This is a genomic window from Pseudactinotalea terrae, assembly GCF_009733845.1.
GTDB classification, from domain to species: Bacteria; Actinomycetota; Actinomycetes; order Actinomycetales; family Beutenbergiaceae; genus Pseudactinotalea; species Pseudactinotalea terrae.
Window position 1 is genome coordinate 377720 of sequence record NZ_WNXZ01000001.1, and the last position, 22564, is coordinate 400283.

At 70.8% G+C, this 22564-nt stretch carries 20 protein-coding genes; 12 read left to right on the forward strand and 8 right to left on the reverse strand.

Features of this window, described 5'->3' with window-relative positions; translation table 11 throughout:
* Positions 1-8 precede the first annotated feature (8 nt).
* The 3 genes from GPA03_RS01725 to GPA03_RS01735 are packed head-to-tail and all read right to left on the reverse strand — an operon-like array spanning position 9 to position 1411.
* Positions 9-467: a hypothetical protein gene (locus GPA03_RS01725; protein ID WP_194239487.1), complete on the reverse strand. Its 459-nt coding sequence runs from the start codon at positions 465-467 to the stop codon at positions 9-11.
* Between the two features lie 24 nt (positions 468-491).
* Positions 492-1016, reverse strand: coding sequence for a helix-hairpin-helix domain-containing protein (locus tag GPA03_RS22760; protein ID WP_156250275.1), 525 nt, complete (start codon positions 1014-1016; stop codon positions 492-494).
* A complete protein-coding gene (locus GPA03_RS01735) occupies positions 1013-1411 on the reverse strand; it encodes a hypothetical protein (protein WP_156250276.1) in 399 nt (132 codons plus the stop codon). The genes GPA03_RS22760 and GPA03_RS01735 overlap by 4 nt, the downstream gene beginning before the upstream one ends.
* A gap of 110 nt (positions 1412-1521) precedes the next feature.
* On the opposite strand from GPA03_RS01735, the gene GPA03_RS01740 reads away from it, so the two are divergent.
* Positions 1522-1965, forward strand: a complete 444-nt coding sequence (locus GPA03_RS01740; protein ID WP_156250277.1) for a QcrA and Rieske domain-containing protein — start codon at positions 1522-1524, stop codon at positions 1963-1965.
* Positions 1966-1989: 24 nt separating this feature from the next.
* Here GPA03_RS01740 and GPA03_RS01745 read toward each other — a convergent pair whose 3' ends face one another.
* Positions 1990-2478, reverse strand: coding sequence for an SRPBCC family protein (locus GPA03_RS01745; protein WP_156250278.1), 489 nt, complete (start codon positions 2476-2478; stop codon positions 1990-1992).
* 182 nt (positions 2479-2660) lie between these two features.
* Between GPA03_RS01745 and GPA03_RS01750 the strand changes: the two genes are divergently transcribed.
* Positions 2661-3146, forward strand: coding sequence for a DUF4282 domain-containing protein (locus tag GPA03_RS01750; RefSeq protein ID WP_156250279.1), 486 nt, complete (start codon positions 2661-2663; stop codon positions 3144-3146).
* A gap of 96 nt (positions 3147-3242) precedes the next feature.
* On the opposite strand, the gene GPA03_RS01755 is transcribed toward GPA03_RS01750, so the two are convergent.
* Positions 3243-5630: an ATP-dependent DNA ligase gene (locus GPA03_RS01755; protein WP_156250280.1), complete on the reverse strand. Its 2388-nt coding sequence runs from the start codon at positions 5628-5630 to the stop codon at positions 3243-3245.
* Between the two features lie 265 nt (positions 5631-5895).
* On the opposite strand from GPA03_RS01755, the gene ku reads away from it, so the two are divergent.
* Positions 5896-6786, forward strand: a complete 891-nt coding sequence (ku, locus tag GPA03_RS01760) for a non-homologous end joining protein Ku (protein ID WP_156250281.1) — start codon at positions 5896-5898, stop codon at positions 6784-6786.
* 9 nt (positions 6787-6795) lie between these two features.
* Here ku and GPA03_RS01765 read toward each other — a convergent pair whose 3' ends face one another.
* Positions 6796-7344: an ATP-binding protein gene (locus GPA03_RS01765; RefSeq protein ID WP_206673428.1), complete on the reverse strand. Its 549-nt coding sequence runs from the start codon at positions 7342-7344 to the stop codon at positions 6796-6798.
* A 218-nt stretch (positions 7345-7562) separates the two neighbouring features.
* Here GPA03_RS01765 and GPA03_RS01770 point away from each other — a divergent pair, with 218 nt between their 5' ends.
* The 6 genes from GPA03_RS01770 to GPA03_RS01795 are packed head-to-tail and all read left to right on the forward strand — an operon-like array spanning position 7563 to position 16454.
* Complete coding sequence (locus GPA03_RS01770; protein WP_156250282.1) at positions 7563-9440, forward strand: ABC transporter ATP-binding protein; 1878 nt, start codon at positions 7563-7565, stop codon at positions 9438-9440.
* Complete coding sequence (locus GPA03_RS01775; protein WP_241681035.1) at positions 9437-11281, forward strand: ABC transporter ATP-binding protein; 1845 nt, start codon at positions 9437-9439, stop codon at positions 11279-11281. Before GPA03_RS01770 ends, GPA03_RS01775 begins: the two co-directional genes overlap by 4 nt.
* Positions 11282-11331: 50 nt before the next feature.
* Complete coding sequence (locus GPA03_RS01780) at positions 11332-12018, forward strand: hypothetical protein (RefSeq protein ID WP_156250283.1); 687 nt, start codon at positions 11332-11334, stop codon at positions 12016-12018.
* 33 nt (positions 12019-12051) lie between these two features.
* Positions 12052-13809 carry a hypothetical protein gene (locus tag GPA03_RS01785; protein WP_156250284.1) on the forward strand — a complete coding sequence of 586 codons (1758 nt, stop codon included), beginning with the start codon at positions 12052-12054 and terminating at the stop codon, positions 13807-13809.
* Positions 13810-13819: 10 nt separating this feature from the next.
* Positions 13820-15736: a metallophosphoesterase family protein gene (locus GPA03_RS01790; RefSeq protein WP_156250285.1), complete on the forward strand. Its 1917-nt coding sequence runs from the start codon at positions 13820-13822 to the stop codon at positions 15734-15736.
* Between the two features lie 43 nt (positions 15737-15779).
* Entirely contained in the window at positions 15780-16454 is a 675-nt protein-coding gene (locus GPA03_RS01795) for a vitamin K epoxide reductase family protein (protein ID WP_156250286.1), read from the forward strand.
* A 24-nt stretch (positions 16455-16478) separates the two neighbouring features.
* On the opposite strand, the gene GPA03_RS01800 is transcribed toward GPA03_RS01795, so the two are convergent.
* Positions 16479-17495, reverse strand: coding sequence for a Gfo/Idh/MocA family protein (locus GPA03_RS01800; RefSeq protein WP_156250287.1), 1017 nt, complete (start codon positions 17493-17495; stop codon positions 16479-16481).
* The gene (locus GPA03_RS01805; protein ID WP_156250288.1) at positions 17492-18319 is read right to left on the reverse strand and encodes a sugar phosphate isomerase/epimerase family protein; all 828 of its coding nucleotides are present in this window, start codon (positions 18317-18319) and stop codon (positions 17492-17494) included. Before GPA03_RS01805 ends, GPA03_RS01800 begins: the two co-directional genes overlap by 4 nt.
* Before the next feature lie 68 nt (positions 18320-18387).
* Here GPA03_RS01805 and GPA03_RS01810 point away from each other — a divergent pair, with 68 nt between their 5' ends.
* The 3 genes from GPA03_RS01810 (at position 18388) to GPA03_RS01820 (ending at position 22236) form a co-directional block, all read left to right on the forward strand.
* Positions 18388-19389, forward strand: a complete 1002-nt coding sequence (locus GPA03_RS01810; RefSeq protein ID WP_156250289.1) for a LacI family DNA-binding transcriptional regulator — start codon at positions 18388-18390, stop codon at positions 19387-19389.
* Positions 19390-19459: 70 nt separating this feature from the next.
* Positions 19460-20869 carry a glucuronate isomerase gene (gene uxaC, locus GPA03_RS01815; RefSeq protein ID WP_206673429.1) on the forward strand — a complete coding sequence of 470 codons (1410 nt, stop codon included), beginning with the start codon at positions 19460-19462 and terminating at the stop codon, positions 20867-20869.
* The gene (locus GPA03_RS01820) at positions 20866-22236 is read left to right on the forward strand and encodes a mannitol dehydrogenase family protein (protein WP_241681036.1); all 1371 of its coding nucleotides are present in this window, start codon (positions 20866-20868) and stop codon (positions 22234-22236) included. The genes uxaC and GPA03_RS01820 overlap by 4 nt, the downstream gene beginning before the upstream one ends.
* Positions 22237-22564 lie beyond the last annotated feature (328 nt).

Consider the following 22564-nt stretch of genomic DNA (forward strand, 5'->3'; position numbering starts at 1 on the left):
CTGACGCGTCAGCCTTCCGCTGGGAGCTCGGCGGGTGTCGCCTCGTGCCCGGCCTCGCCCACGCTGCGCTCGCGCTGCTTCATCCGTGCCTCGTAGATGTGGCGGCGGCCGCCGACGAGCGACTCGCGCACCTCGCGCTCGAGCTCGCGGAACAGCGACCAGTAGCCGTCGTCGTAGTCCTCGACGATCTGGAAGGTCCATCGGCCGGCGATCACGTTGCGACCGAGCAGCTCACGCTCGATGCGCTCGACGACATCGCTCCGACCGGCGTCCCGCAACGCCTGCACCGCCTCGCCGAGCTGGATGTCCGCGCTGCCGGTCAGCTGGTGGAAGGAGTAGAGGTGACCCCGTGCCCGTTCGCACGTCTCCAGCGCCTCGGTGATCTTCCCGACGGCGTCGACCACCTCGGCAGGCACGCCAGCGGGCGCGGTGTGGTCGGGCGAGGGCAGCTCGGACGCGTCGTCCATGCCTCCACTGTGCCAGAGCAGTCCTCAGGAACGCTCGGCGATCGCCCGCCGGAGAATCGCCACGGCCTTCGGGCCGACGCCGTGCAGCGAGGAGAGCTCGGCGTCCGAGAGGCGTGCCACGCCGTCGAGCGTGGTGATCCCCGCCTCCGCGAGCGCCCGCGTGGCGGGCCGGCCGATCGAGGCCGGCAGCTCGCCGGCACCGGGCTCCGCACGTGCAGCCGCTTCTGCGGAGGCGACCAACCGCTTCGGGGCCCGGTGCTTCCAGGCTCGGCGTACCCAGTGGTTGAGCTGCTGCCCGTTGATGTCGGCGAGCCGAAGGCGTGCACCGATCACGAGCGTGCCACGTGTCAGACGTTCGGCGCTGGGGTGCTCCGCGAGCACGCTGTCGACGTCGTCGCCGCTCAGCCAGAGCTGCACGTGCTCACCGTCGTTGGTGAGAGCCGCGAAGCTCGCGCCCCGCACCGCATAGCTGGTCCGCCCGGCCTGACCGGCGTCCTCGGCTTCCGGCAGCGAGAGCGCGGTCTGGCGCAGCTGGCGCGCCGTCGTCATCGACGCGCTCGCCACCACACCAGCAGGGCCAACCCGGCGGCGATCAGTCCCACGGACTCACTGACCAGTGCTATCACCTGCCAGCTGTCCCAGAACCCCTCGCGCAGGCCGAAGAAGCCGGTCGGCGTGTGCGAGATCAGCAGCGCGCCGAGCGAGAGCGCGTTGAACCCGACGGCGAGGAACCGCCACGCCCAGTGAGCGCTCGCGATCAGGGCCACCGCGATGACCGCGCCCGACACCGCGTTGACCGCGAACAGCGGCCCCACCACCGGCACGATCGACCAGCCGTCGAGAAACAGGTAGCCGTGCACCACTGCGGAGATCGCGGTCCCGACCGCCGCGATCCTGCGCAGGGCCGTCGCCTCGGCGGTGGTGGAGGCGGTCGTGGTGCTCATCGGGTCGTCATCCTCATACGTCCCATTCTGCTGGCATCGGCTCCGAGCGCAGGCGTCGCCGCGGCCGGCGTGGCTCACCGGGTACCCGGACCGTCGGCGAGACTAGGACCGTGACCGCCACGCCCTGCGCCCCCGACCGACCCCACACCTGTCTCAGCCGGCGTGCCCTGCTGGCAGCGGGAGGTGCGGCTGCCGGGGTCACGCTCGCGGCCTGCGGTGACGGGACCGAGGCCCCCACCACGGGAGATCCGGCGGCGGAGCCCACCACGCTCGCGAACGTCTCCGACATCCCGGTCGGCGGAGCGATCGCGGTGAGCAGCGCATCGGCCGGCGACATCCTGCTGACCCAGCCGGTCCAGGGCGAGATCCACGCGTTCTCCTCGATCTGCACCCACGCGGGCTGCGCCGTCGAACCGGCCGAGGGCGAGCTCGACTGCCCCTGCCACGGCTCCCGGTTCGACCTGCAGACCGGCGCGGTGCTCGGCGGACCGGCCCGAGATCCGCTGCCGACCGTGAGTGTCGAGGTCGCCGAGGACGGCTCGGTCATCGGCTGATCGCCCGAGCCGGGACCGTTCCTGCTACTCCAGGTCGTCGTAGTAGCCGATGAGCCCGGGGTAGTAGTCGTCGAACGGCGCGGGCGCCAGCCCGGACCGGATCGCGATCAGCCGGTCGAGGTAGTACTCCCAGCCCGGGCCGACCGTGCGGATGTCGTCGCCCTGCTCGATCAGCTGGTTGAGCTCGAGGCGGGTCCCGTCACCGCGGGGGCGCACGTCGATCTGCAGCTGCCAGCTCCCGGCCTCGCTGAGCATCTCGACCTGATAGCGCTTCGGTGGATCGCAGTCGATGATCGTGACCTGCTCCGGCTCGGCGCTGGCCTCGGCGGTCATGGTGAGCTCGACGACCTTGCCGGTACCGGTCTCGCCACTGACCCGGCCGATCCACTGCTCGAGCTTGTCCGGCTCGCTCACCCACGCCCAGATGTCCTCCGGCGGCGCCGCGATGTCACGCGGTACCACCAGCTCCAAGCCATCTCCGCTGGGGCGCAGAAACCCCGTGCCCTCCGCCATGTGGTCCTCCAGCTCGTTCGATCGGTCTGCCGCTGACGCTACCGAGCGCCGGCACCGCACGACAACGAATGCCGGGCAGTTCTCCCCGCGGTGGCTTCCCGACCCGCGCAGCGACGACCCCTAGGCTGCTGACGGCCCGCACCGCCGGACACGACCGTTCGGCCACGCACGCGAGGAGCAAGATGAGCCAGTATCAGCCGCCGCAGGGCGGACCCGCGCCCCAGCCCAGCCCCTTCCCACAGCAGCAGCCGCCGCCGGGCTTCGGGCAGCAGTCGCAGCCGCCGCAGGGCTTCGGGCAGCAGTCACAGGCTCCCCAAGCCTTCGCCCCGCAGGGCTACCCGCAGCCGACGTTCCAGCAGGGCCCGGCCGAGCCGGGACTGTTCGACACCACCTTCGCGAAGCCGACCACGCTGAAGGTCGCCAGGCCGGCGTACATCGCGGTGATCGCGGTCGCCGCATCCCTCGTCGTCTACGGCTTGATGCAGGCGATCTCGTCGTTCTCCATGGGCGGGATGTACGGCGGCGTCGGCTACGTGCTCGTCGGTATCGGTCAGCTGCTGTTCCTGCCGTCGGCAGGTTTCGCCGTCCTCACCCTCGGGCGCATGACGATCGAGCACTTCGTCCAGACCCACAAGGCGCGCGAGCGCGCAGCGGCCGAGAAGGCCTGAGACCCGCTGGCGCGGGAGCATGCCCGACGGCGATCTTCCCTGGGGTGGGTCCGGGTCGCCCGCGGTGTGCGGCTGGGTCGGGATTCGCCCAGGAGCTCACTCCGAGGAGATGTCCTCGACAGCCTTGTCGGGGCGCCACCCGCGCCAGCGTGGGTGGCGCAGGCGCCCGGCCGGTGACCACTCACCGAAAGCGACCTCCGCGACCTGGACCGGGTCGAGCCAGATCGCCCCGCGCGCGTCGAGCGGCGGCACGTCCTCGGCAGGTGAGTCCTCCCGGCGCAAGGGATCGAACCGGTCGAGCCACGCGCTCGTCTCCTTCTCCGTGAAACCCGACCCGACGCGGCCCACATAGCGCAGCGCTTCGCCGTCGGGCACGGCGAGCAAGAGCGAGCCCACCTTGCCCGCGCGGTTCCCGCCGCCCTCGCGCCAGCCGACCACCACGACCTCCTGGGTACTCGTGTGCTTGAGCTTGAGCCAGGAGGGGGAGCGGCGGCCGGGGGAGTAGCGGGAGTCGCGGCGCTTGGCCATCACGCCCTCGAGCCCGAGCTCGGCACTGGTGGCGAGGGCGGCGTCGCCGTCGTCACCGCTGGGCGGCACGTGCACGATGCCCTGCTCGCTCACGAGCGCCTCGAGCGCGTCGCGGCGGTCGACGTACGGCTCACCCATCAGCGAGGTGTCCTCGATCTCCAGGACGTCGAACAGCATCAGGTGCACCGGCCGGCGCTGCGCGGCACGGGCGATCTCGGGCTCGCGAGTGGCCTGCATCCTCGGCTGCAGCAGCGAGAAGCTGGGGCGGCCCTGGGGGTCGAGGGCGACGATCTCGCCGTCGAGCACGGCGCGGTTCGCCGCGACCAGCTCGGGCAGCACGCTCAGCTCGGGGTACTGCGCCGTCTGGTCGCGACCGCTGCGGGACATCACGCGCACCGTGCCGCCATCGACCTCGATGAGCGCCCGCACGCCGTCCCACTTCATCTCATACGCCCAGCCGGGCTCGTCCGGAAGAGCGTCGGCGAGCGTGGCCATCATCGGGCTGGGGAGCACCTGGCGACCACGGCCCCGGGTGCTCGACGGCGCTGCTCGCCGCTTGGGGCGGCTCGGGTCCATGAGGTGGATGAGCCAGTTCTCGCCGGTGCGGATGAGGGCGATCGTGCTGGTGCGGCCAGGCCCGTGGGCGAGGCCGCCGTCGGGACGACCGGTGAGGGTGGCGATGACCTCCTTGCCGTCGCGCCACTTGCTGGTGGTGTAGGTCCCGGAGTCCCAGATGGTCATCTCGCCGGCGCCGTACTCGCCCGCCGGGATGGTCCCCGAGAACGTGGCGTACTCCATCGGGTGGTCCTCGGTCTGGACGGCGAGATGGTTGACCTCGGGATCGTCGGGCACGCCCTTGGGGAGCGCCCAGCTGACCAGGACGCCGTGGCGCGCCAACCGAAGATCCCAGTGGAGCCGGGAGGCGTGGTGCTCCTGGATAACAAAGACACGGGACGAGCGGTCGTCTGACGCGAGGTCGTCAGCGCTGTGGGAGTCCGGGACGGGCTCGGGGGTGCGGGCCGGGTCGCGCTTGGCGCGGTAGGTGGACAGCCGGTCGGTGCCCGCGCCGATGCCGGGCGGGCGGCCGATCGGCCCCATCGGGTCGCCCCTGTCGGCCACGAGCTCGAGCACCTCGTCGAGCTCGAGGTGCCGCAGGTCGGGGTCCTCCAGCTCCTCCCACGTGCGGGGTGCCGCGACCTGCGGGCGGGAGGTGCCGCGCAACGAGTAGGGGCAGATCGTCGTCTTGTTGGCGTTGTTCTGCGACCAGTCGAGGAACACCTTGCCCGCGCGGGCGGACTTGGTCATCTCCGAGACCACCAGGTCGCGATGGTCGGCCTCGAGGCTGCGGGCGAGCTCCTTGGCGAGGGCGGAGGTCTGCGCCGAGGTGTAGCTGCCGTCCATCGGCGCATACAGGTGGATGCCCTTGCTGCCGCTGGTGACCGGGAACGTCGGCAGCCCCATCTGGTCGAGGATCTCCTTGACCAGCCGTGCGACGTGCGCGACCTGGGGGAGCTCGACACCCGGGCCGGGGTCGAGGTCGAACACGATCCGGTCCGGATTCATCGGATGCTCGTCGCCATCGAAACGCCACTGCGGCACATGCACCTCGAGCGCGGCGATCTGAGCGAGCCACGCCAGCGTGGGCCGGTCGTTCGCGATCGGGTACACGTTGTCGGAGTCCGAGTGGTGCAGGGTCGCGCGATGCACCCAGTGCGGGGTCCCACCGCCGAGGTTCTTCTGGAAGAACACCTCACCCTCGACGCCGTTCGGCCACCGCTTGCGCGTGACCGGTCGGTCCGCGCAGTGGGGCACCATCACCTCGGCGATCTGCGCGTAGTACCGCAGCACGTCCGCCTTGGTGGTGCCGGTCTCGGGGTAGAGCACCTTGTCCAGGTTGGTCACGCGCAGCTGGATGCCGTCGACGGCGACGGTCGCCTCGTTGCTCGCGGTGGGCATCTGCCCATCCTCCCCTGACCCGTCGCGCAGCACCCGCGTACACACCGCCGAGCAGGTGGTTCTGCCCGCCGGCGCGCGCCGAGCAGATGGTTCTGCCCGGTATGGCACGCCATACCGGGCAGAAACCCCTGCTCGGCGATGAGCGGGGCGTGGGAGCGGGGAGGGCGGCAGCGGCGCGCGGCGCCTGGAAACTCGGGCGTGCGTGGGCGGGTGATGTTTGACTAGGTTCACACCGGGGAGGCGACCGGGGGGAGAGGAGCTGGCTATGCGTGCGATCTGGAAGGGTGCGATCACCTTCGGCCTGGTCAACGTGCCCGTGTCGTTGTACAGCGCCACGGAGAGTCATGACGTGAAGCTGCACCAGGTGCACGATGCCGATGGCGGCCGGATCCGTTACCAGCGCAAGTGCGAGGTCTGCGGCGAGGTCGTGCCCTACGAGCACATCGACAAGGCCTACACCGAGGGCGAGACCACCGTGGTGCTCACAGAGGAGGACCTCGACTCGCTGCCTGCCGAGCGCAGCCGTGAGATCGACGTGCTGGAGTTCGTCCCCAGCGACCAGCTCGACCCGCTGATGTTCGAGGGCGCCTACTACCTGTCCCCGAACTCGGCGTCCACCAAGTCCTACGTGCTGCTGCGGCGCACGCTCGAGGAGACCGAGCGCACCGCGATCGTCTCGTTCGCCCTGCGGCAGAAGACACGTCTCGGTGCCCTGCGCGTGAAGGACGACGTGCTGGTGCTCCAGACGATGCTCTGGCCCGACGAGGTCCGCGCAGCCGACTTCCCGGCTCTCGACGAGAAGGTGCGCATCAGCGCCAAGGAGCTCGAGATGAGCTCGGCGCTGGTCTCGAGCTTCGAGGCCGACTTCGACCCCGAGGCTCATCACGACGACTACCAGGAGCAGCTCCGCACCTTGATCGAGGCCAAGATCGAGCAGGGCGAGGCCATCGACACCGAGGCCACGTTCGGCGGGACCGAGGAGGAGCCCGCGGAGGTCCTCGACCTGATGGAGGCGTTGCGTCGCTCGGTCGAGGAGACCCGTGCCAAGCGCGCCTCGTCCGGAGAGAGCACCGACAGCAAGTCCTCCGGGTCGTCGTCCAAGAAGTCCCCTGCCAAGAAGTCGACGGCGAAGAAGACCACCAAGAAGTCGGCCTGACCCCGATCGTCAACGGTCCGACAGGGAGGGCCAGCGCTCGCAGGCCCACTGCCGCCACGTGGCAAATCCGGTGGGTACAGGCGGTACCGGCCCCCCGCGCAGCTCCTCCTGGTCCGGCACGTCGAACTCCCCGTGCCACCGCTGGAGCTCGGTCTCGCTCATCCGGAACTGGCCAGGCTCGAACCGGAAGCGGCCGGCCACCCGTCTGCGCTGCTCGGGGTAGTCGATCGGCAGGTAGACGACCTGCGCGTCGACGCCGAGCGAGTGCGCGATCCAACGGAGCGCCGAGCGTTCGTCCCTGCTCCAGAGGCCGAAGTCGTAGATCACGTCGATGCCGAGAGCAGCCGCCCGCATCCCTACCTCGATCAGCTTGCCCTCGATCCGATCACGATGATCGGCACGCTCCCTGGAGCGCCAGCGGTCAGGGCTGTCAGCGTCGAAGACCGCCATCTGCCAGTCGTCGGGAGTCAAGCGAAGAGCGGGCAGAGCGACCTCCTGCTCCCTGGCCCACGTGGTCTTTCCCGCCCCGGGCATGCCGACGACGAGGGAGATGGTCACGCCGCGACACTAACCGCGTCGGCGCCGGGTGTACGAGCGCGGACAGCCGGAGGGTGCGACGACGGTCATGGTCGGCTCGCCCCGACCGGGCAGCGACGGTCGGGCGCTTCCACGATGTGGGACGTTGGATACCGCTTCCCGAGAGGAGTAGACTGTCGGCACCGGCTTGGTCGAAACGATTCGCAAAAGCGGCGAGCCAGCCGGTGCTCTTGGGAGGGATGCTCGTGTCCGCGACGGCGCCCGCACAGCGGAAGCCAGCAGACACCTCGACCGTTGCTACCTTGCTGCGGCTGTTGCCGTTCGTGAGGCCGGCACTGCCACGCATCAGCATCGGGATGCTGTGCGCGCTCGGCGCAGGCCTGTGCGCGCTCGCGATCCCGCAGGTGCTGGAGTCGCTCGTCGACGGCCCGCTCGCGGGTGCAGCGACCAGCGGTGACACGCGTGGGTTGTGGCTGGCGGTCGGGGCTGTGCTCGGTCTAGGTCTGCTGGAGGTGTTCTTCGTCTTCCTGCGCCGCAGGATGATCCTCACGCCGACGACGTATGTCGAGTGGGGGATGCGGACCACGCTCTTCAAGCATCTGCAGGATCTGCCGCTGGCGTTCCACGACCAGTGGCCTGGCGGGCAGCTGCTGTCCCGCGCGATGACGGACCTCAACATGCTTCGGCGCTGGATGGCGTTCGGCATCGTCATGCTCGTCGTCAACTTCGCCACCGTCGGCGTGGGCATCGCGTTGATGATCCGGACCGCCGGCCCGCTCGGCTGGGTGTACCTGCTCGGCGCGATCCCGATGGCGATCCTCAGCTTCAGGTTCTCGCGCCGGTTCCGGCGGATCGCCCGGATGTCGCAGGACCAGGCCGGTGACCTCGCCACCACGGTCGAGGAGTCGGTGCACGGGATCCGGGTTCTCAAGGCCTACGGCCGCGGCCCGGAGGCCTACAAGAACTTCGCCTCGCAGGCCGGCGAGCTGCGCAACACCGAGATGACCAAGGCTCGGCAGATGTCAGCGTTCACCTTCTCGATCATCTCGATCCCTGAGTGCGTCCTCGGCGCGTGCGTCTTCTGGGGCGTGTGGCTGGTCACCCAGGGCGATCTCACCATCGGAGCGCTCGGTGCTTTCTTCGCGACCGCCGCGGTGATCAACGGGCCGGTCGAGCAGCTCGGCCAGCTGCTCTCGATGAGCCTGACGGCCAAGACGTCGGTCGATCGCTACTTCGAGGTGCTCGACAGCGAGAACACCGTGGCCGACCCGCAGAAGCCGGTCCGGCTCGAGGAGGTCCGCGGCGAGGTCCGGTTCGAGGCCGTCCGCTTCCACTACCCGGACGCGCCCCCGATCGATCTCGTGCCCGCGCACACCCATGTGCCCCACGAGGCGCCGCGCGAGGAGGTGCTCACCGGTGTCGACCTGACCGTCCGGCCGGGGGAGACGATGGCGCTGGTCGGGCTGACCGGCTCGGGCAAGACCACGATGGCTGCGCTCGTGCCGCGGCTCTTCGACGTCACCTCGGGAGCGGTGCTGCTCGACGGGGTCGACATCAGAGCGATGACCCGCGAGCACCTGCGCACCCAGGTGGCGATCGCGTTCGAGGACGCGACGCTGTTCTCTGCCTCGGTCCGCGAGAACGTGCTCCTGGGCGCACCACCGCAGGCGCGCACCGAGGCCGACCTCCAGCGCGCGCTCGACATCGCTCAGGCGGGCTTCGTTCACAAGCTCCCGTTCGGCGTCGACACCACGATCGGTGAAGAGGGCATGAGCCTGTCCGGCGGTCAGCGGCAACGGCTCGCCCTGGCGCGCGCGATCGCCGCACGCCCCCGCGTGCTGGTGCTCGACGACCCGCTGTCGGCACTCGACGTCGAGACGGAGGAACGGGTCACCGTGCGGCTGCGCGAGGAGCTCTCCGACACCACGGTGCTCGTGGTCGCGCACCGTCCCTCCACCGTGGCGCTCGCCGACCGGGTGGCGGTGCTGCAGGAAGGGCGGGTCACCGGCGTCGGGACGCACTCCGAGCTGCTGGTCAGCCACCTGCACTACCGCTTCGTCATCTCCAGCCTGATCGAGGACGAAGAGTTCGACCGCGCACGTGGGGTTCGAGTATGAGCAAGATGATGGGCGGCCCCGGTGCCGCAGTCGCCGCGCGCCCGCTCGGCGTCGGTGACGAGGAGAACATCAACCTCGACCGGGACACGTCGAAGGCGGTCCGCAGGCGGTCGCGTCAGCTGCTGCTCAGCCTGCTCCGCCCGGAACGGACCAAGTTCTGGGCCACCGTGGTGCTCGTGGTAGTGGCACAGGCCTCCCGGGTGGCCGGCCCGGCGATCATCGCGATGGCGATCGACCGCGGCGTTCCCGCCGCCCAGCAGGAGGACTGGACCACGGTCGGCGTCATCGGCGGCGCCTACCTGCTCGCCGCGATCCTGGCCGGCGCGGCGTCCGCGGCGTTCATCCGGCTCGCCGCGCGCGTCAGCCAGGCGGTGCTGCTCGACCTGCGGCAACGTGTGTTCGCACAGACCCAGCGGCTCTCGCTGGAGTTCCACGAGAAGTACACCTCGGGACGCATCATCGCTCGCCAGACCTCGGACCTCGAGGCGCTGCGCGAGCTGCTCGACAACGGCATCACCTCGCTCGCCTCCGGCATGCTCTTCATGCTGTTCACAGGGCTGTCCTTGTTCCTGCTGGACTGGCGGGCCGGGATGGTGCTCGCGGTCGCCGTCGTCCCGGTGTTCCTCGTGGTGCGCTGGTTCGCCACCCGGTCGCGGGTCCTGTACCGCGAGTCGCGGGTGGCGTCGGCGCGCATGATCGTCAACTTCGTGGAGAACATGACCGGCATGCGTGCCGTGCAGGCGTTCCGCCGCGAGGAGTCGAACAACGAGCACTTCAGCGAGCTCGCCGAGGACTACCGGCGCAACAACATGAAGTCGTTCAACCTCAACGGCATCTTCGACCCCGCGCTGCAGCTGATCGGCAACCTCACGGTGGCGATCGCGCTGGCGGTCGGCGGCTACCGGGTGCTGCACGGTGACCTCGAGGTCGGCGTGCTCGTCGCGACGCTGCTCTACACCAAGCGGTTCTTCCAGCCGGTGCAGCAGATGGCCGGCGTCTACAACTCGTTCCAGTCCGCCACCGCCGCTCTCGAGAAGATCTCGGGGCTGCTGGAGGAGCAGCCGACCGTGCGGAACGCGGAGGACCCGACGCCGTTGCCGCACGCCTCGGGTGACCTGCTGTTCGAGAACGTCACCTTCGGGTACGGCTCGGGAGAGGTGGTGCTGCCACAGCTGGACCTGCACGTGCCGGCCGGGCAGACGGTCGCTCTCGTGGGTGCCACCGGCGCGGGCAAGTCCACCCTGGCGAAGCTGATCGCCCGCTTCTACGACGTCACCGAAGGCTCGGTCAGGCTCGACGGCGTGGACCTGCGCGACCTGTCCCGCCAAGACCTGCGCCGCGCGATCGTCATGGTCACGCAGGAGGCCTACCTGTTCAGCGGCACCGTCCGCGACAACATCGCCCTGGGTCGGCCCGACGCGGACGACGAGGAGATCGTCACAGCCGCTCAGGCGGTCGGCGCCCACGAGTTCATCCTCAACCTCCCCGACGGCTACGACACCGACGTGAACAAGCGCGGCGGTCGTGTCTCGGCGGGGCAGCGGCAGCTGATCTCGTTCGCGCGCGCGTTTCTCGCGGACCCGGCGGTGCTGATCCTCGACGAGGCCACCAGCTCGCTGGACATCCCCGGCGAGAGGCTCGTCCAGCGGGGGCTCGAGTCGCTGCTGCACGACCGCACCGCGCTGATCATCGCGCACCGGTTGTCGACCGTCGCGATCGCCGACCGCGTGCTGGTGATGAGCGACGGCCGCGTGGTCGAGGACGGCACCCCCGACGAGCTGATCGCCGGGAACGGGCGGTTCTCGGCCCTGCACGCCGCCTGGCGGGACTCGCTCGTCTGAGCGCGTCCACGCCGTCGGGTCTCGTGGTTGCATAGGCCCTGGAGGAGCCCATGCCATCTGAGAGAGCCGCCGACGGCGCAGCCGCGCCGCGCTCGCGGGGCGGGAGCGCACCTCCGGCTTGGCTACGCGACGTCACGCTCTGGGTCGCGGCGGCGCTGGCGGCCGTCGTCCTGGTCGTGCTCGGGGTGGCAGTCCTGCCGGGGTGGTGGGCCTCGGTCGTGGCCGGCTGGGTGCAGGGCGTGCTCGGCCGTGGCATCCCGATCGGCCTGGGCCTCGGCGCCCTGTTCACGCTGCTGCCGCTGGGCGTGGGGGTGCTGGCGCTGCGCAGCGGGCTCACCTCTCGCTCCCGGATCGCGCTCATCGTGGTGGCACTCCTGCTCCTGCTACCCAACGTGGTGACGATCGCCGTCTCCCTCGGCCGGGGCGACCCTCGGTCTGTTCTCGCGATCGCTGCTCCGGGCTTCGTGGGCGCCAGCGTCGCCGGGATCGGGCTCGTGGTCGCCCTGCTGCTGGCGCTGGTGCTGATCCGGCGCCGGTCGCGGCGGACCCGCAGGATGATGACCGAGGCGGGGGAGCGGGTCGCGGCGGCCAACCGTGAGCGCGCTCGGGAGCGAGAGATCGCCACCGAGCAGTCCGAACGCTCCGAGACCGAGCAGGCGGACCCGGTTCGGCCGGTCGTCGTCGAGCCGGACCCGGACTTCCCGCAGGAGCCCCCGGCCGAACCTCGGACACGCTGACGACCGTCACGGTCGCGCGGTTAGAGTGGATCGATGCCTGCTTCCCCGGTGCGCAAGCGGCCGCACGCCCGCGTAGCCGCCGCGGTCGCCGCGCTCATCCTCGTCCTGACCGCGTGCTCCGGCGACGGCGACAGCGACGAGGAGAGCTCTGAGCCGCCGTCGAGCGGCTCCAGCGCCAGCCCGACCGAGGAGGCGAGTCCGCGCCCGACCTCCGAGGCCCATGCACCTGACTCGGCGTACACGCTGCTGCCCTCGGTGGACCCCACCGAGATCGCCGTCGGGGTCTCCCGCACCTATTTGACCGGAGCGCAGGTGGCGATCGTGGCGCCCGAGGGAGACCGGGCCGCCGTGCTGCGGGCGGCGTCGATCGGCGCCTCGACCGGAGCCCCGGTGCTGCTCTCGGACGGTCCGGTCGGTGAGCTCAACACCGAGCTGCTGCGACTCGGCGTCGTGGGTGTGGTGACGATCGGGTCGGTCGATCTCGGCATGGTCGACACCACCTCGCTGATCGTGGCCCCGGCGCCCGAGGACGTCACGGATCTCGGCGACATCTTCGGGATCCCGCTCACCGCCGTCGAGATCCCCGCGGCGGAGGGCAGCGACGACATCGGCGCGCTGCTGGCGCTCGAGCCGGGTCAGGTGTTCACGCCCGGGGATCGGGCCGACGAGAGCACGCCGGAGGCGACGCCGTCCGACGGCGCGACGAGCGCGGGGCAGGAGCCGACGGCGGTCGGTGAGCTGCCCGAGCTCGCGCCGCCGGTCCAGGTGGAGGCGAGCGCGGTCATCGCCGACGGCGACCCGTCTCAGCTCGCGGGCCTGGGCACGGCGCTGGGTATCGGTGCGGACGTGATCCGGGTCACCGGCGACATCCGCGGCGATCCGACCGCGATCGCCGCGCTCTCCGAGCTGCAGCCGGAGACGCTTCTCGGCATCGGCACCACGCTGGGCAGCGAGGTCGACTTCACCTGGCAGACCGCGACGGCGCAGACCGGGGTGGAGCTTCCCGGTGGCGGTCAGCTCGTGTTCGACTCCAAGCGCTACATCGCCCTCTACGGCAGCCCCGTCACGCCGGCGCTCGGGCTGCTCGGCGAGCAGGACGTCGAGGCGACCATTGCCCGCGCCGCGCAGTTCGCGAGGCTATACCAGCCCCTCACCGAGGACACCACGGTTCCCGCGCTGGAGATCATCGTCACCGTCGCCAGCAACAGCGCAGGTGACGATGGCAACTACTCCAACGAGTGGGACTCGTCCACGTTCGTGCCCCTCATCGAGGCGGCTGCCGCGGCCGGTCAGTACGTGGTGCTCGACTTCCAGCCCGGCCGCTCGACATTCCTGTCGCAGGTGCAGCAGTACGAGGACCTGCTGGCCTACCCGAACGTCGGCATCGCGCTCGATCCGGAGTGGCGGCTGACCGACGACCAGGTCCACCTGGAGCAGATCGGGTCGGTGTCGGCGGCCGAGATCAACGAGGTGGTGACCTACCTGGCCGACTTCGTGCGCGAGCGCACGCTGCCGCAGAAGGTGATCGTGCTGCACCAGTTCCAGCTCCGCATGATCACCGACCGGCAGGATCTCGACATGAGTCGCAGCGAGGTCGCCCTCCTGATCCACGCCGACGGGCTGGGCTCGCAGGGCGCCAAGCAGGCCACCTGGCGAACCCTTCACGAAGGCGCGCCCGAGGGGATTCACTGGGGCTGGAAGAACTTCGTGGACGAGGATCGGCCGATGCTCACCCCCGAGCAGACCTACGCCGACGTCGACCCTGTCCCCGACTTCGTCTCGTACCAGTGAGCGTGACCCGATGACCGAGAACGAGCGCCCCGCAGCATCGCCGGCGGAGGCCGAGGAGACACCGCCGACCGAGGCGAACGACCCGACCGCCGGAAGCGAGGAGCAGCGGCCTCGTCGGCGGTGGGAGTGGTGGCACCAGCGCAGCACCACGTTCCGGCGCGCCGTGCGGTCGAGCGCAGCGATCCTGGTGGCCGGTCTCGTCTCGTTGGCCTTCGGGGTGACGACGGCGCAGTTCACCGGGTCGCTCGGACCTCACGTGGCGCAGTACTCGACCACCCTCAACTCCGAGGTCACGGTCGACATGGGGCCGCTGGGTGCGTTGATCATCGACTCGCCGCTGCCGCTCGGGCTCGGCGCCGACGTGGTGGTCAAGGAGATCCCGATCGAGCTGGCCTCGGCATCGGTCAACCCGGTCGCCGGCCTGACCGCGGACCTGTCCAGCTACAGCCAGTTCCTCGCCAACCCCGAGGCTGCGATCCGGGATGCTGCGATGGGTCTGGTGCGGGACGCCGTCGGTCGCAGCGTGCTCGCGTGGACCGTGCTGCTCGCGCTCGTGGCGCTCGGGCGGCTGGCCTCGCACGGGGTGCTGCGCGAGGCCGCTCGGAGCGCGTGGCGCCAGCAAGGAGTGCCGGCGATGACGATCGGGCTGGCGCTCGCGCTGATCGTCCCGCTCGTGGTGACGGCGACCCGTGGCTCGGGCGGGGTCGGCCGGCCCTCGGAGGTGCTGGCCGGGACACCGCTGGCCGAGGCGCGCATCACCGGTCGGCTCGGGAGCCTGGTCGACTTCTACGGCGGCTACGTGGTCGACGCGATCACGGAGAACCAGGAGTTCTACGAGGAGGTCGAGGCGAACCTCCGCGCCGAGTACGCCGCCGATCCTCAGCCGCTCGCACCGACCGGGGTCCCGGAGATGGTGCCCACGATCGACCCTGTCGCCGATGATCCGACCGCGACCGACGATGCGGCAGCGACGGACGATGCGGCCGCCGATGCGACGTCGGAGCCCACCGAGGATCCCGGCGAGCCGGCCTCGGAGGACGCGACCGCGGCGGACGCGACCGCGGAGTCTGAGGAGCCTGTCGAACCCGATCCGGTGACGATCACGATGGTCACCGACCTCCACTGCAACGTGGGCATGGCGCCGGTGGTGGGGGCCGTCGTCGAGCTCTCGGAGTCCGACGTCGTGCTCAACGCGGGCGACACCGTGATGGGTGGCACGTCGGTGGAGTCGGTGTGCGTGAACGCCTTCGCCGATGGCATCCCGGACGGCGTGCCGGTGGTGGTCGCGGACGGCAACCACGACTCCGAGACGACCGCGGGTCAGGAGGAGGCCCGCGGGTGGACCGTGCTGCGGGGGGAGCCGGTCGAGATCGCCGGGCTGACCATCCTCGGTGACCGCGACCCGATGCTGACCTCGTTGGGCGCACCGACGCACCCGCAGCGCGACGAGACGTTCGAGGAGATGTCCGCGCGGCTCAACGAGGTCGCGTGCGAGGCAGCCGAGGCGGGTGACCCGATCGACATCCTGCTCGTGCACAACATGCGGGCAGCGCAGGCCGGGCTCGACTCGGGCTGCGTGGGCCTCACGCTCAACGGGCACCTGCACCGGCGCATCGGGCCGTGGCAGAGCGGGCTCGGGATCCAGTACCTGAGCGCCAGCACGGCCGGCGCCACCAAGGACACCCCGACGATCGGGCCGCTGCAGAACACGGCCACGATCACGATAATCCGCTGGGACCGTGCCAACGACGTGCCGATGGACTTCCGGGTGGTCACGTTCGGCGTCGACCGCACCGTGACGATCGGTGAGTGGCTCTCGTTCCCGCCGCGTTCCGAGACGCCGGTCGATCTCGAGGCCCCGGCTCCGGGGGATGGGCCCTGGGACACGCAGGCAGGCGACCAGGCCACGTCGGACGACGACAGCTGAGCGGGACCTATCCTGAGGCCCGGACAAGGATGAGGAGACCCGAGTGAGCGCGAGTACCCACGAGGATCCGGACCTCGACGAGCTGGAGACCGATACGCCGTCGGCGCCGGACAGGTGGGCGGGCACCGAGCACGAGCGCGCCGGTGGCGCGGGGCGTGGGTTCGCGCTGCTGCTGGTGGTCACGGGGATCCTCGGCACGCTCGCGGCCGCGATGCTCAACATCGAGTACATCCACGTGCTCAACGACGAGAGCTACCGGCCGATCTGCGACATCAACCCGTTCCTCACCTGCGGGGCCTTCCTCGGGTCGCCGCAGTCGCAGGCGTTCGGGTTCCCCAACGTGGTCATCGGGATGGTCGCGTTCCCGGTCGTGGTGGTCACCGGCGTCCTGCTCCTCGGCCGGATGCGGCTGCCGGTCTGGTACTGGCGCGGGCTGCTGGGCGGAACGGTCTTCGGGATCGGCTTCGTGCTCTGGTTGCAGTACCAGGCGCTGTTCTCGATCCGCGCGATCTGCCCCTGGTGCGCCATCGTCTGGCTCGCGATGATCCCGCTGTTCGTGCACACGCTGGCCCGGTCGACGCAGAACGGTGTGCTACCGGTCGGCGACGGGCTGCGGTCGCTGCTCGTGCAGTACCGCTGGGTGCTGACCGGGCTCTGGTGGCTCGTGCTGGTCGCCATCGCGCTGATCGCGCTCGCCGACCAGTGGGCGATGCTCTGAGCGGTAGCGCCTGAGTCGTCCGCCTCAGCCGCCGTACAGTCCCGACTGCTCGTACACGCCCGCGAGGATCCGCTGCGCGGGCAGCGCATCCGCCAGCGAGATCCAGAACGGCTCGGGGTCCTCGAGGGTGGCGTAGAAGTCGGCGATCAGCGCCTTGTGGGACAGCCCCCAGTACGACGGCGTGGTCGCGCCTGGCGGGTCGTCGGAGACCACCGAGGTGGTGCCGTCGGCACTGACCATCGTCAGGTCACCACGCAGGGAGAGGCTGCCGCGCTCGCAGAGGATGTCGAGCGTCACGGGGGCGTTGGTGGCGTTGGCGTTGGTGGCCCACATCGTGCTGCGGACCGGCTCGCCGTCGGGCTGCGTGTGGACCAGCGTGAACGCTGCGGTGTCCTCGACGTCGACGCCCGGGATCGGGTGGAGCTGGAAGGCCCGGCCGGACACCTCGGTCACGGGGCCGACCAGCCACTGCAGCAGGTCGATCGTGTGGATCGACTGGTTGATGAGCACCCCCCCACCCGAGCGGTGCGACTGCCCGGCCCACGGCTTGGCGGCGTAGTACCCACCGGTGCGCGACCAGGCAACGGTGGCGGAGGCCGCGAGGACCGGGCCGAGGTCGCCGCTCTCGAGAGCCGCCCTCATCGCCCTGACCGTCGGGTTGTACCGGTTCTGGAAGCACACGCCGGCCTTCACGCCCGCCGTGGCGGCGGCCGCAGCGAGGCGGTCCGCCTCGGCGAGCGTGTTCGCGAGCGGCTTCTCGAGCAGCACGTTCACGCCGGCCGCCAGCGCGGCCAGCGCGACCGGGGCGTGCTGGTCGTGCGGCGTGCACACGTGCACGACGTCGATGTTGCCGGCTCCGAGCACGGCGTGGAGGTCGGTGGTACCGACGCTGGCGGCGCTCGCCGCGCGTTCGTTCGCGCGCTGCTCATCGAGATCGACGACGGCGGCCACCTCGATCTCAAGGGCGGTCAGGGCATCGATGTGGACACGTGAGATGTCGCCCGCGCCGACGACGACGGCGCGTCGCTTCGTGGTGCTCATGCGAAGGGGATGTTCTCCTCGGTGAGGATGCTCGTGAAGGCTTGGTGCGCCGTCTTCCACAGCTCGGGTCCGGAGAACCCTCCGAACGGTCCGGCGGCGGCGAGGTGGGGCTCGAGGGAGAAGAACCCGTCGAAGCCGTCCTCGGCCAGCGCGCGCACGGTCTCGCGGACCTCGCCGTCACCAGCGCCTGCCGGCACCACGGTGCCGTCGGCCAGCAGCGCGTCCTTGATCTGCACGTAGGTCAGGTGGGGTCGCAGCATCGTGTACCCCTCGGAGTAGGGCCGCACGCCGCACTGCACGAAGTTCGCCGCGTCCCACGCGATCTGCAGGTGCTCGTTGTCGACGCTCTGCACGATGTCGAGGCAGCGCGACGGGATGTCCCCGTAGATGTGCTTCTCGTTCTCGTGCACCATCGCGATCCCAGCCGCGCCGCCGATCGCGGCGAGGGCGTCCATCCGGCGTAGCACCTCGTCGCGGTGGTCGGCCGGGTTGTCACCGGTGGGGATGAAGAAGCTGAAGAGGCGGATGAACGGCGCCTCGAACTCCTGCGCGACCTCGACGCAGTGGCGCATCCGGTCCAGGTGCGGCTCGACGTCGTCGGTGATGTCGATCTTCCCGATCGGGGAACCGATCGAGGAGACGCGGATGTTGCGCTCCTTGAGCGCGGCAGCCACCTGCGCGCGCTGCGCGTCGGTCAGGTCGAGCACGTTCGTGTCCCACGCGCTACGGAGCTCGATGTACTCCAGGCCCAGCTCGGTGACCACCTCGAGCTGCAGGTCCAGGTCGGGTCCGATCTCGTCGGCGAAGCCACTCAGCGTCCACATGGTCCACGATCCAAGCGAGCCAGGACGCGAATGGCAATCGGTTGCCGCGTGTTGTAGCGTCCCGAGACATGGCAGAGCGGCCCACGACGATCTACGACGTCGCACGTGCTGCCGGCGTCGCCCCTTCCACGGTCTCGCGCGCCTTCTCGCGCCCCGGGCGTGTCAACGCGGAGACGGCGGAGCGCATCCGTGAGGTGGCTGCCGAGCTGGGGTACCGGGCGAACCCGCAGGCGCGGGCGCTCTCGACGAGGTCGACGTCGATGATCGCGGTGCTGCTCGCCGACATCGCGAACCCGGTCTTCGCCGAGCTCGTGCGCGGCGCCGAGGAGGCCGCGGCCGAGGCCGGTTACGCGATGGTGCTCGCGGACACGCGCGAGTCGGCGGGCCGCGAGCGCGAGGTGCTCGACAAGATCCTGCCCACCGTCGACGGGATCGTGCTGGCGAGCCCGCGGATGTCGGACACCGCCGTGCGGCAGGTCGCCAAGGTCAAGCCCACGGTCGTGCTGAACCGGGAGGTGGGCGGGCTCCCCAGCGTCGTCGTCGACAACCCGCGAGGGATGCGCCGGGCCGCCGAGCACCTCGCGGCGCTCGGGCACACGCAGGTCACCTATCTGGCCGGACCCGAGGCCGCATGGCCCGACGGCGTCCGCTGGCGGGCGCTGCGCGACGCGCGCACCGACCTGGGCCTCACGGTGCGCCGGGTCGGACCGGTGCCGCCGACCGTCAACGGCGGTGTCCGCGCAGCTGCCGCGTGGGCGACACACCCGACCTCCGCCGTCGTCGCCTACAACGACATGGTGGCGATCGGGTTCATGCGCGGCGCGCTGGCGATGGGCCGGCGGGTGCCCGGCGACGTCAGCGTGATCGGCTTCGACAACACCCAGTCCGCCGAGATCGTCACCCCGGGGCTCACCACCGTGGCGGCGCCCCAGCGCGAGCTCGGCGCGCGTGCGGTGCGGCACGTGCTCGCGTTCGTCGGCGGTGCCAGGAGCACCTCGACCGACCCGCTGGTGCTGCCCTCGAAGCTGGTCGAGAGGGCGAGCACCGGGCCGTATCCCGCGCCCTCGTGAGGTGCCTCGGCGGCAGCAAGGGTTGGCAATAGTTGGCACCGACGATCGGCGTGGATCAACGATGATGCGCATGCCTGCACTGGAGCTGCACCCCGACCGCTTGCTGCCCGCCGACGCAGCCACGCGCGCCGTCGCGCGCGAGCTGTACGACGCTGTCGCCGACAAGCCGATCCTCAGCCCCCACGGCCACGTGCCGCCGCAGTGGCTTAGCGAGGACATCCCGTTCCGGGACCCGACGTCGCTGCTGATCACGCCGGATCACTACGTGACGCGGATGCTGCACGCGCACGGGGTGTCGCTGAGCGACCTGGGCGTGGGGGAGGGGCCGCTCGACGAGGCCGCCTCGCGCCGCGCCTTCAGGATCCTGTGCGAGCACTGGAGCGCCTACCGCGGGACGCCGGTGCGGTACTGGCTCGTGGACGAGCTCGTGGGCATCTTCGGCGCCACCGAGCGGCCGAGCGGCGAGACCGCCGACGCGATCTACGACACGATCGCCGAGAAGATCGCGCAGCCCGAGTACCGGCCGCGCGCGCTGTTCGACCGCTTCGGCATCGAGGTGCTCGCGACGACCGACGACCCCTGCGACGACCTGGCGCCGCACGAGGCCCTCGCCGCCGACCCGACGTTCACGGGCCGCGTGGTCCCGACGTTCCGCCCCGACCGGTATCTCGACCCGCGGGAGGCGACGTGGAACGAGCGGGTGACCCGCCTGGGCGAGGTGGCGGGTATCGCCGTCGACGACTACGCGGGCTACGTCGCAGCGCTCGAGGACCGCCGTCGGTACTTCATCGAGCACGGTGCCGTCTCGACCGACCACGGCGTGGGCGACGCCGAGACCCTCGTGCTCGAGCACGCCGAGGCGGGCCGGTTGTACACCGCGGCACGCGCCGGCTCGGCGACCGCGACCGAGCTCGATGCGTTCCGCCGCCACATGATCAGCGAGATGGCCCGGATGTCGACCGAGGACGGGCTGGTGATGACGATCCACCCGGGCGTGCGGCGCAACCACCACCGTGCGACGTTCGAGGCGTTCGGAGCCGACGTCGGCTGCGACATCCCCACCACGGTCGAGTACACCAACGCGCTCGCCCCGCTGCTGAACGCCTACGGCACGCACCCGAACCTCAACCTCGTGCTTTTCACGATCGACGAGACCGTCTACTCCCGCGAGATCGCGCCGCTGGCGGGGTTCTACCCGAGCGTCTACGCGGGGGTTCCGTGGTGGTTCATCGACGCTCCCGAGGCGATCCGCCGCTTCCGCGCCGCGGTCACCGAGACCGCCGGCTTCTCGCGCACCTCCGGCTTCATCGACGACACGCGGGCGTTCTGCTCGATCCCCGCGCGGCACGACATGTCCCGCCGCCTCGACGCCGGCTACATCGCCGGGCTGGTCGGCGAGCACGTGCTGGCCATGGACGAGGCGCTCGAGGCGATCAACGACCTCGTCGTCAGCAACCCCCGAAAGGTGTTCAAGCTGTGACCCGACTGTCTCGCTCGCTGCCGAGCATGCCCGCCGCGGCCCCGGTGCGGATCGTGCACCTCGGCGTCGGCAACTTCTACCGGGCGCACGCCGCCTGGTACACCCACCACGCGCCCGACGCGGCCGACTGGGGCATCGCCGCCTTCACCGGCCGGCGGCCCGACGCCGCCCGGGCGCTGGCACCGCAGGACGGCCTGTACACGTTGATCACCAAGGGCGCCGAGGGCGACTCGACCGAGGTCATCGGCTCGATCGTGGCGGTGCACAGCTCCGACGAGCACGAGGCCTACCTGGGATACCTCGAGAACCCGGCGGTCGCCGTCGTGAGCCTCACGGTGACGGAGGCGGGCTACCGCCGGGGCGCCGACGGCACGATCGACCTGGACGACGAGGCGGTGGCTGCCGACGTGGCGGCACTCACCACGGATCCGCGGGCGGCCGTGACCACGGCCCCGATGAAGCTGGTGGCCGGGCTGCTGGCTCGGCGGGCGGCGGGCTCGGGCGCGATCACGATCATGCCGTGCGACAACCTGCCCGACAACGGTGCGGCGGTCGGGGCTGTCGTGCTCAGCGCCGCTCAGGCCGTGGACGCAAGCCTGGCGCCGTGGATCGAGGAGCACGTCGAGTTCGCCTCCTCGATGGTCGACCGCATCACGCCGGCGACGACCGACGCGGACCGGGATCTCGTGCGCGAGGCCATCGGGGCCGACGACGCCTCACCGGTGCCGACCGAGCCCTTCTCGGAATGGGTCATCAGCGGTGACTTCCCGGCAGGGCGACCGCAGTGGGAGGCCGCCGGCGCACAGCTGGTGGACGACGTCGAGCCCCACGAGCGGCGCAAGCTGTGGCTGCTCAACGGGTCGCACACGCTGCTCGCCTACGCGGGCTCGATCCGCAGCCACGAGACGATCGACGCCGCGATCGCCGACCCGGCCTGCCGTGGCTGGGTGGAGCTGTGGTGGCAGGAAGCCGAGCGGCACCTCGGTCTGCCGCACGAGGAGATCCAGGCCTACACCGATGCGCTGCTGGACCGCTACGCCAACGCCCGCGTGCGGCACCTGACGGCGCAGATCGCCTACGACGGCTCGCAGAAGCTCCCGGTCCGCACGGTACCTGTGGTGCAGGCCGAGCGCGCTGCCGGCAACGTGCCGACCGGCGGCGCCACCACCCTGGCCGCCTGGGTGCTCCACCTGCGCGGCGAGGGTGCCCCGGTGAAGGACGCCACGGTCGAGAAGGCCCTCGCTGCGGCGACCAGCGGCGACCTGCCGGTGGCCGTGCCCGCCGTGCTCGACCTGCTCGGCCTCGGCGGCGACGAGGAGCTCACCGCCGCCGTGCTCGCCCAGGTCGACGCCATTCACGCCCCCTGACGTTTCAACGCACTTTCGCCCGCCTCGCGATGTGAACGCAATTTCGACCGGCTCTGGGTGGTGAGCCGGCGTCCATCGGCTGGCTTCGCTGGTGGCTGAGCGTCCACCGGCTGGCTTCGTAGGTGGCTGAGCGTCCATAGATCGCCGGCGCTGGACGCTGAGCCACCGCTACCTGGCCATGGTCCGGCTGCATGCCGCTCGGCGCCGTTGCAGAAGTGACAGCAGGGCGCTTTCCACAACGCCTTCGAGGCTGTGCCGTTGCGGAAGTGACAGCTGGGCAGTTTCCGCAACGTCTACCGGGTCGTGCCGTTGCGGAACGGACATCGAA

Excerpts from the sequence above, each read along its gene's own strand:
- GPA03_RS01725 (WP_194239487.1), bottom strand. The coding sequence starts at position 467 with ATGGACGACGCGTCCGAGCTGCCCTCGCCCGACCACACCGCGCCCGCT.
- GPA03_RS22760 (WP_156250275.1), bottom strand. The coding sequence starts at position 1,016 with ATGACGACGGCGCGCCAGCTGCGCCAGACCGCGCTCTCGCTGCCGGAA.
- GPA03_RS01735 (WP_156250276.1), bottom strand. The coding sequence starts at position 1,411 with ATGAGCACCACGACCGCCTCCACCACCGCCGAGGCGACGGCCCTGCGC.
- GPA03_RS01745 (WP_156250278.1), bottom strand. The coding sequence starts at position 2,478 with ATGGCGGAGGGCACGGGGTTTCTGCGCCCCAGCGGAGATGGCTTGGAG.
- GPA03_RS01750 (WP_156250279.1), top strand. The coding sequence starts at position 2,661 with ATGAGCCAGTATCAGCCGCCGCAGGGCGGACCCGCGCCCCAGCCCAGC.
- GPA03_RS01755 (WP_156250280.1), bottom strand. The coding sequence starts at position 5,630 with ATGCCCACCGCGAGCAACGAGGCGACCGTCGCCGTCGACGGCATCCAG.
- ku (WP_156250281.1), top strand. The coding sequence starts at position 5,896 with ATGCGTGCGATCTGGAAGGGTGCGATCACCTTCGGCCTGGTCAACGTG.
- GPA03_RS01770 (WP_156250282.1), top strand. The coding sequence starts at position 7,563 with ATGCTCGTGTCCGCGACGGCGCCCGCACAGCGGAAGCCAGCAGACACC.
- GPA03_RS01775 (WP_241681035.1), top strand. The coding sequence starts at position 9,437 with ATGAGCAAGATGATGGGCGGCCCCGGTGCCGCAGTCGCCGCGCGCCCG.
- GPA03_RS01780 (WP_156250283.1), top strand. The coding sequence starts at position 11,332 with ATGCCATCTGAGAGAGCCGCCGACGGCGCAGCCGCGCCGCGCTCGCGG.
- GPA03_RS01785 (WP_156250284.1), top strand. The coding sequence starts at position 12,052 with ATGCCTGCTTCCCCGGTGCGCAAGCGGCCGCACGCCCGCGTAGCCGCC.
- GPA03_RS01790 (WP_156250285.1), top strand. The coding sequence starts at position 13,820 with ATGACCGAGAACGAGCGCCCCGCAGCATCGCCGGCGGAGGCCGAGGAG.
- GPA03_RS01800 (WP_156250287.1), bottom strand. The coding sequence starts at position 17,495 with ATGAGCACCACGAAGCGACGCGCCGTCGTCGTCGGCGCGGGCGACATC.
- GPA03_RS01805 (WP_156250288.1), bottom strand. The coding sequence starts at position 18,319 with ATGTGGACGCTGAGTGGCTTCGCCGACGAGATCGGACCCGACCTGGAC.
- GPA03_RS01810 (WP_156250289.1), top strand. The coding sequence starts at position 18,388 with ATGGCAGAGCGGCCCACGACGATCTACGACGTCGCACGTGCTGCCGGC.
- uxaC (WP_206673429.1), top strand. The coding sequence starts at position 19,460 with ATGCCTGCACTGGAGCTGCACCCCGACCGCTTGCTGCCCGCCGACGCA.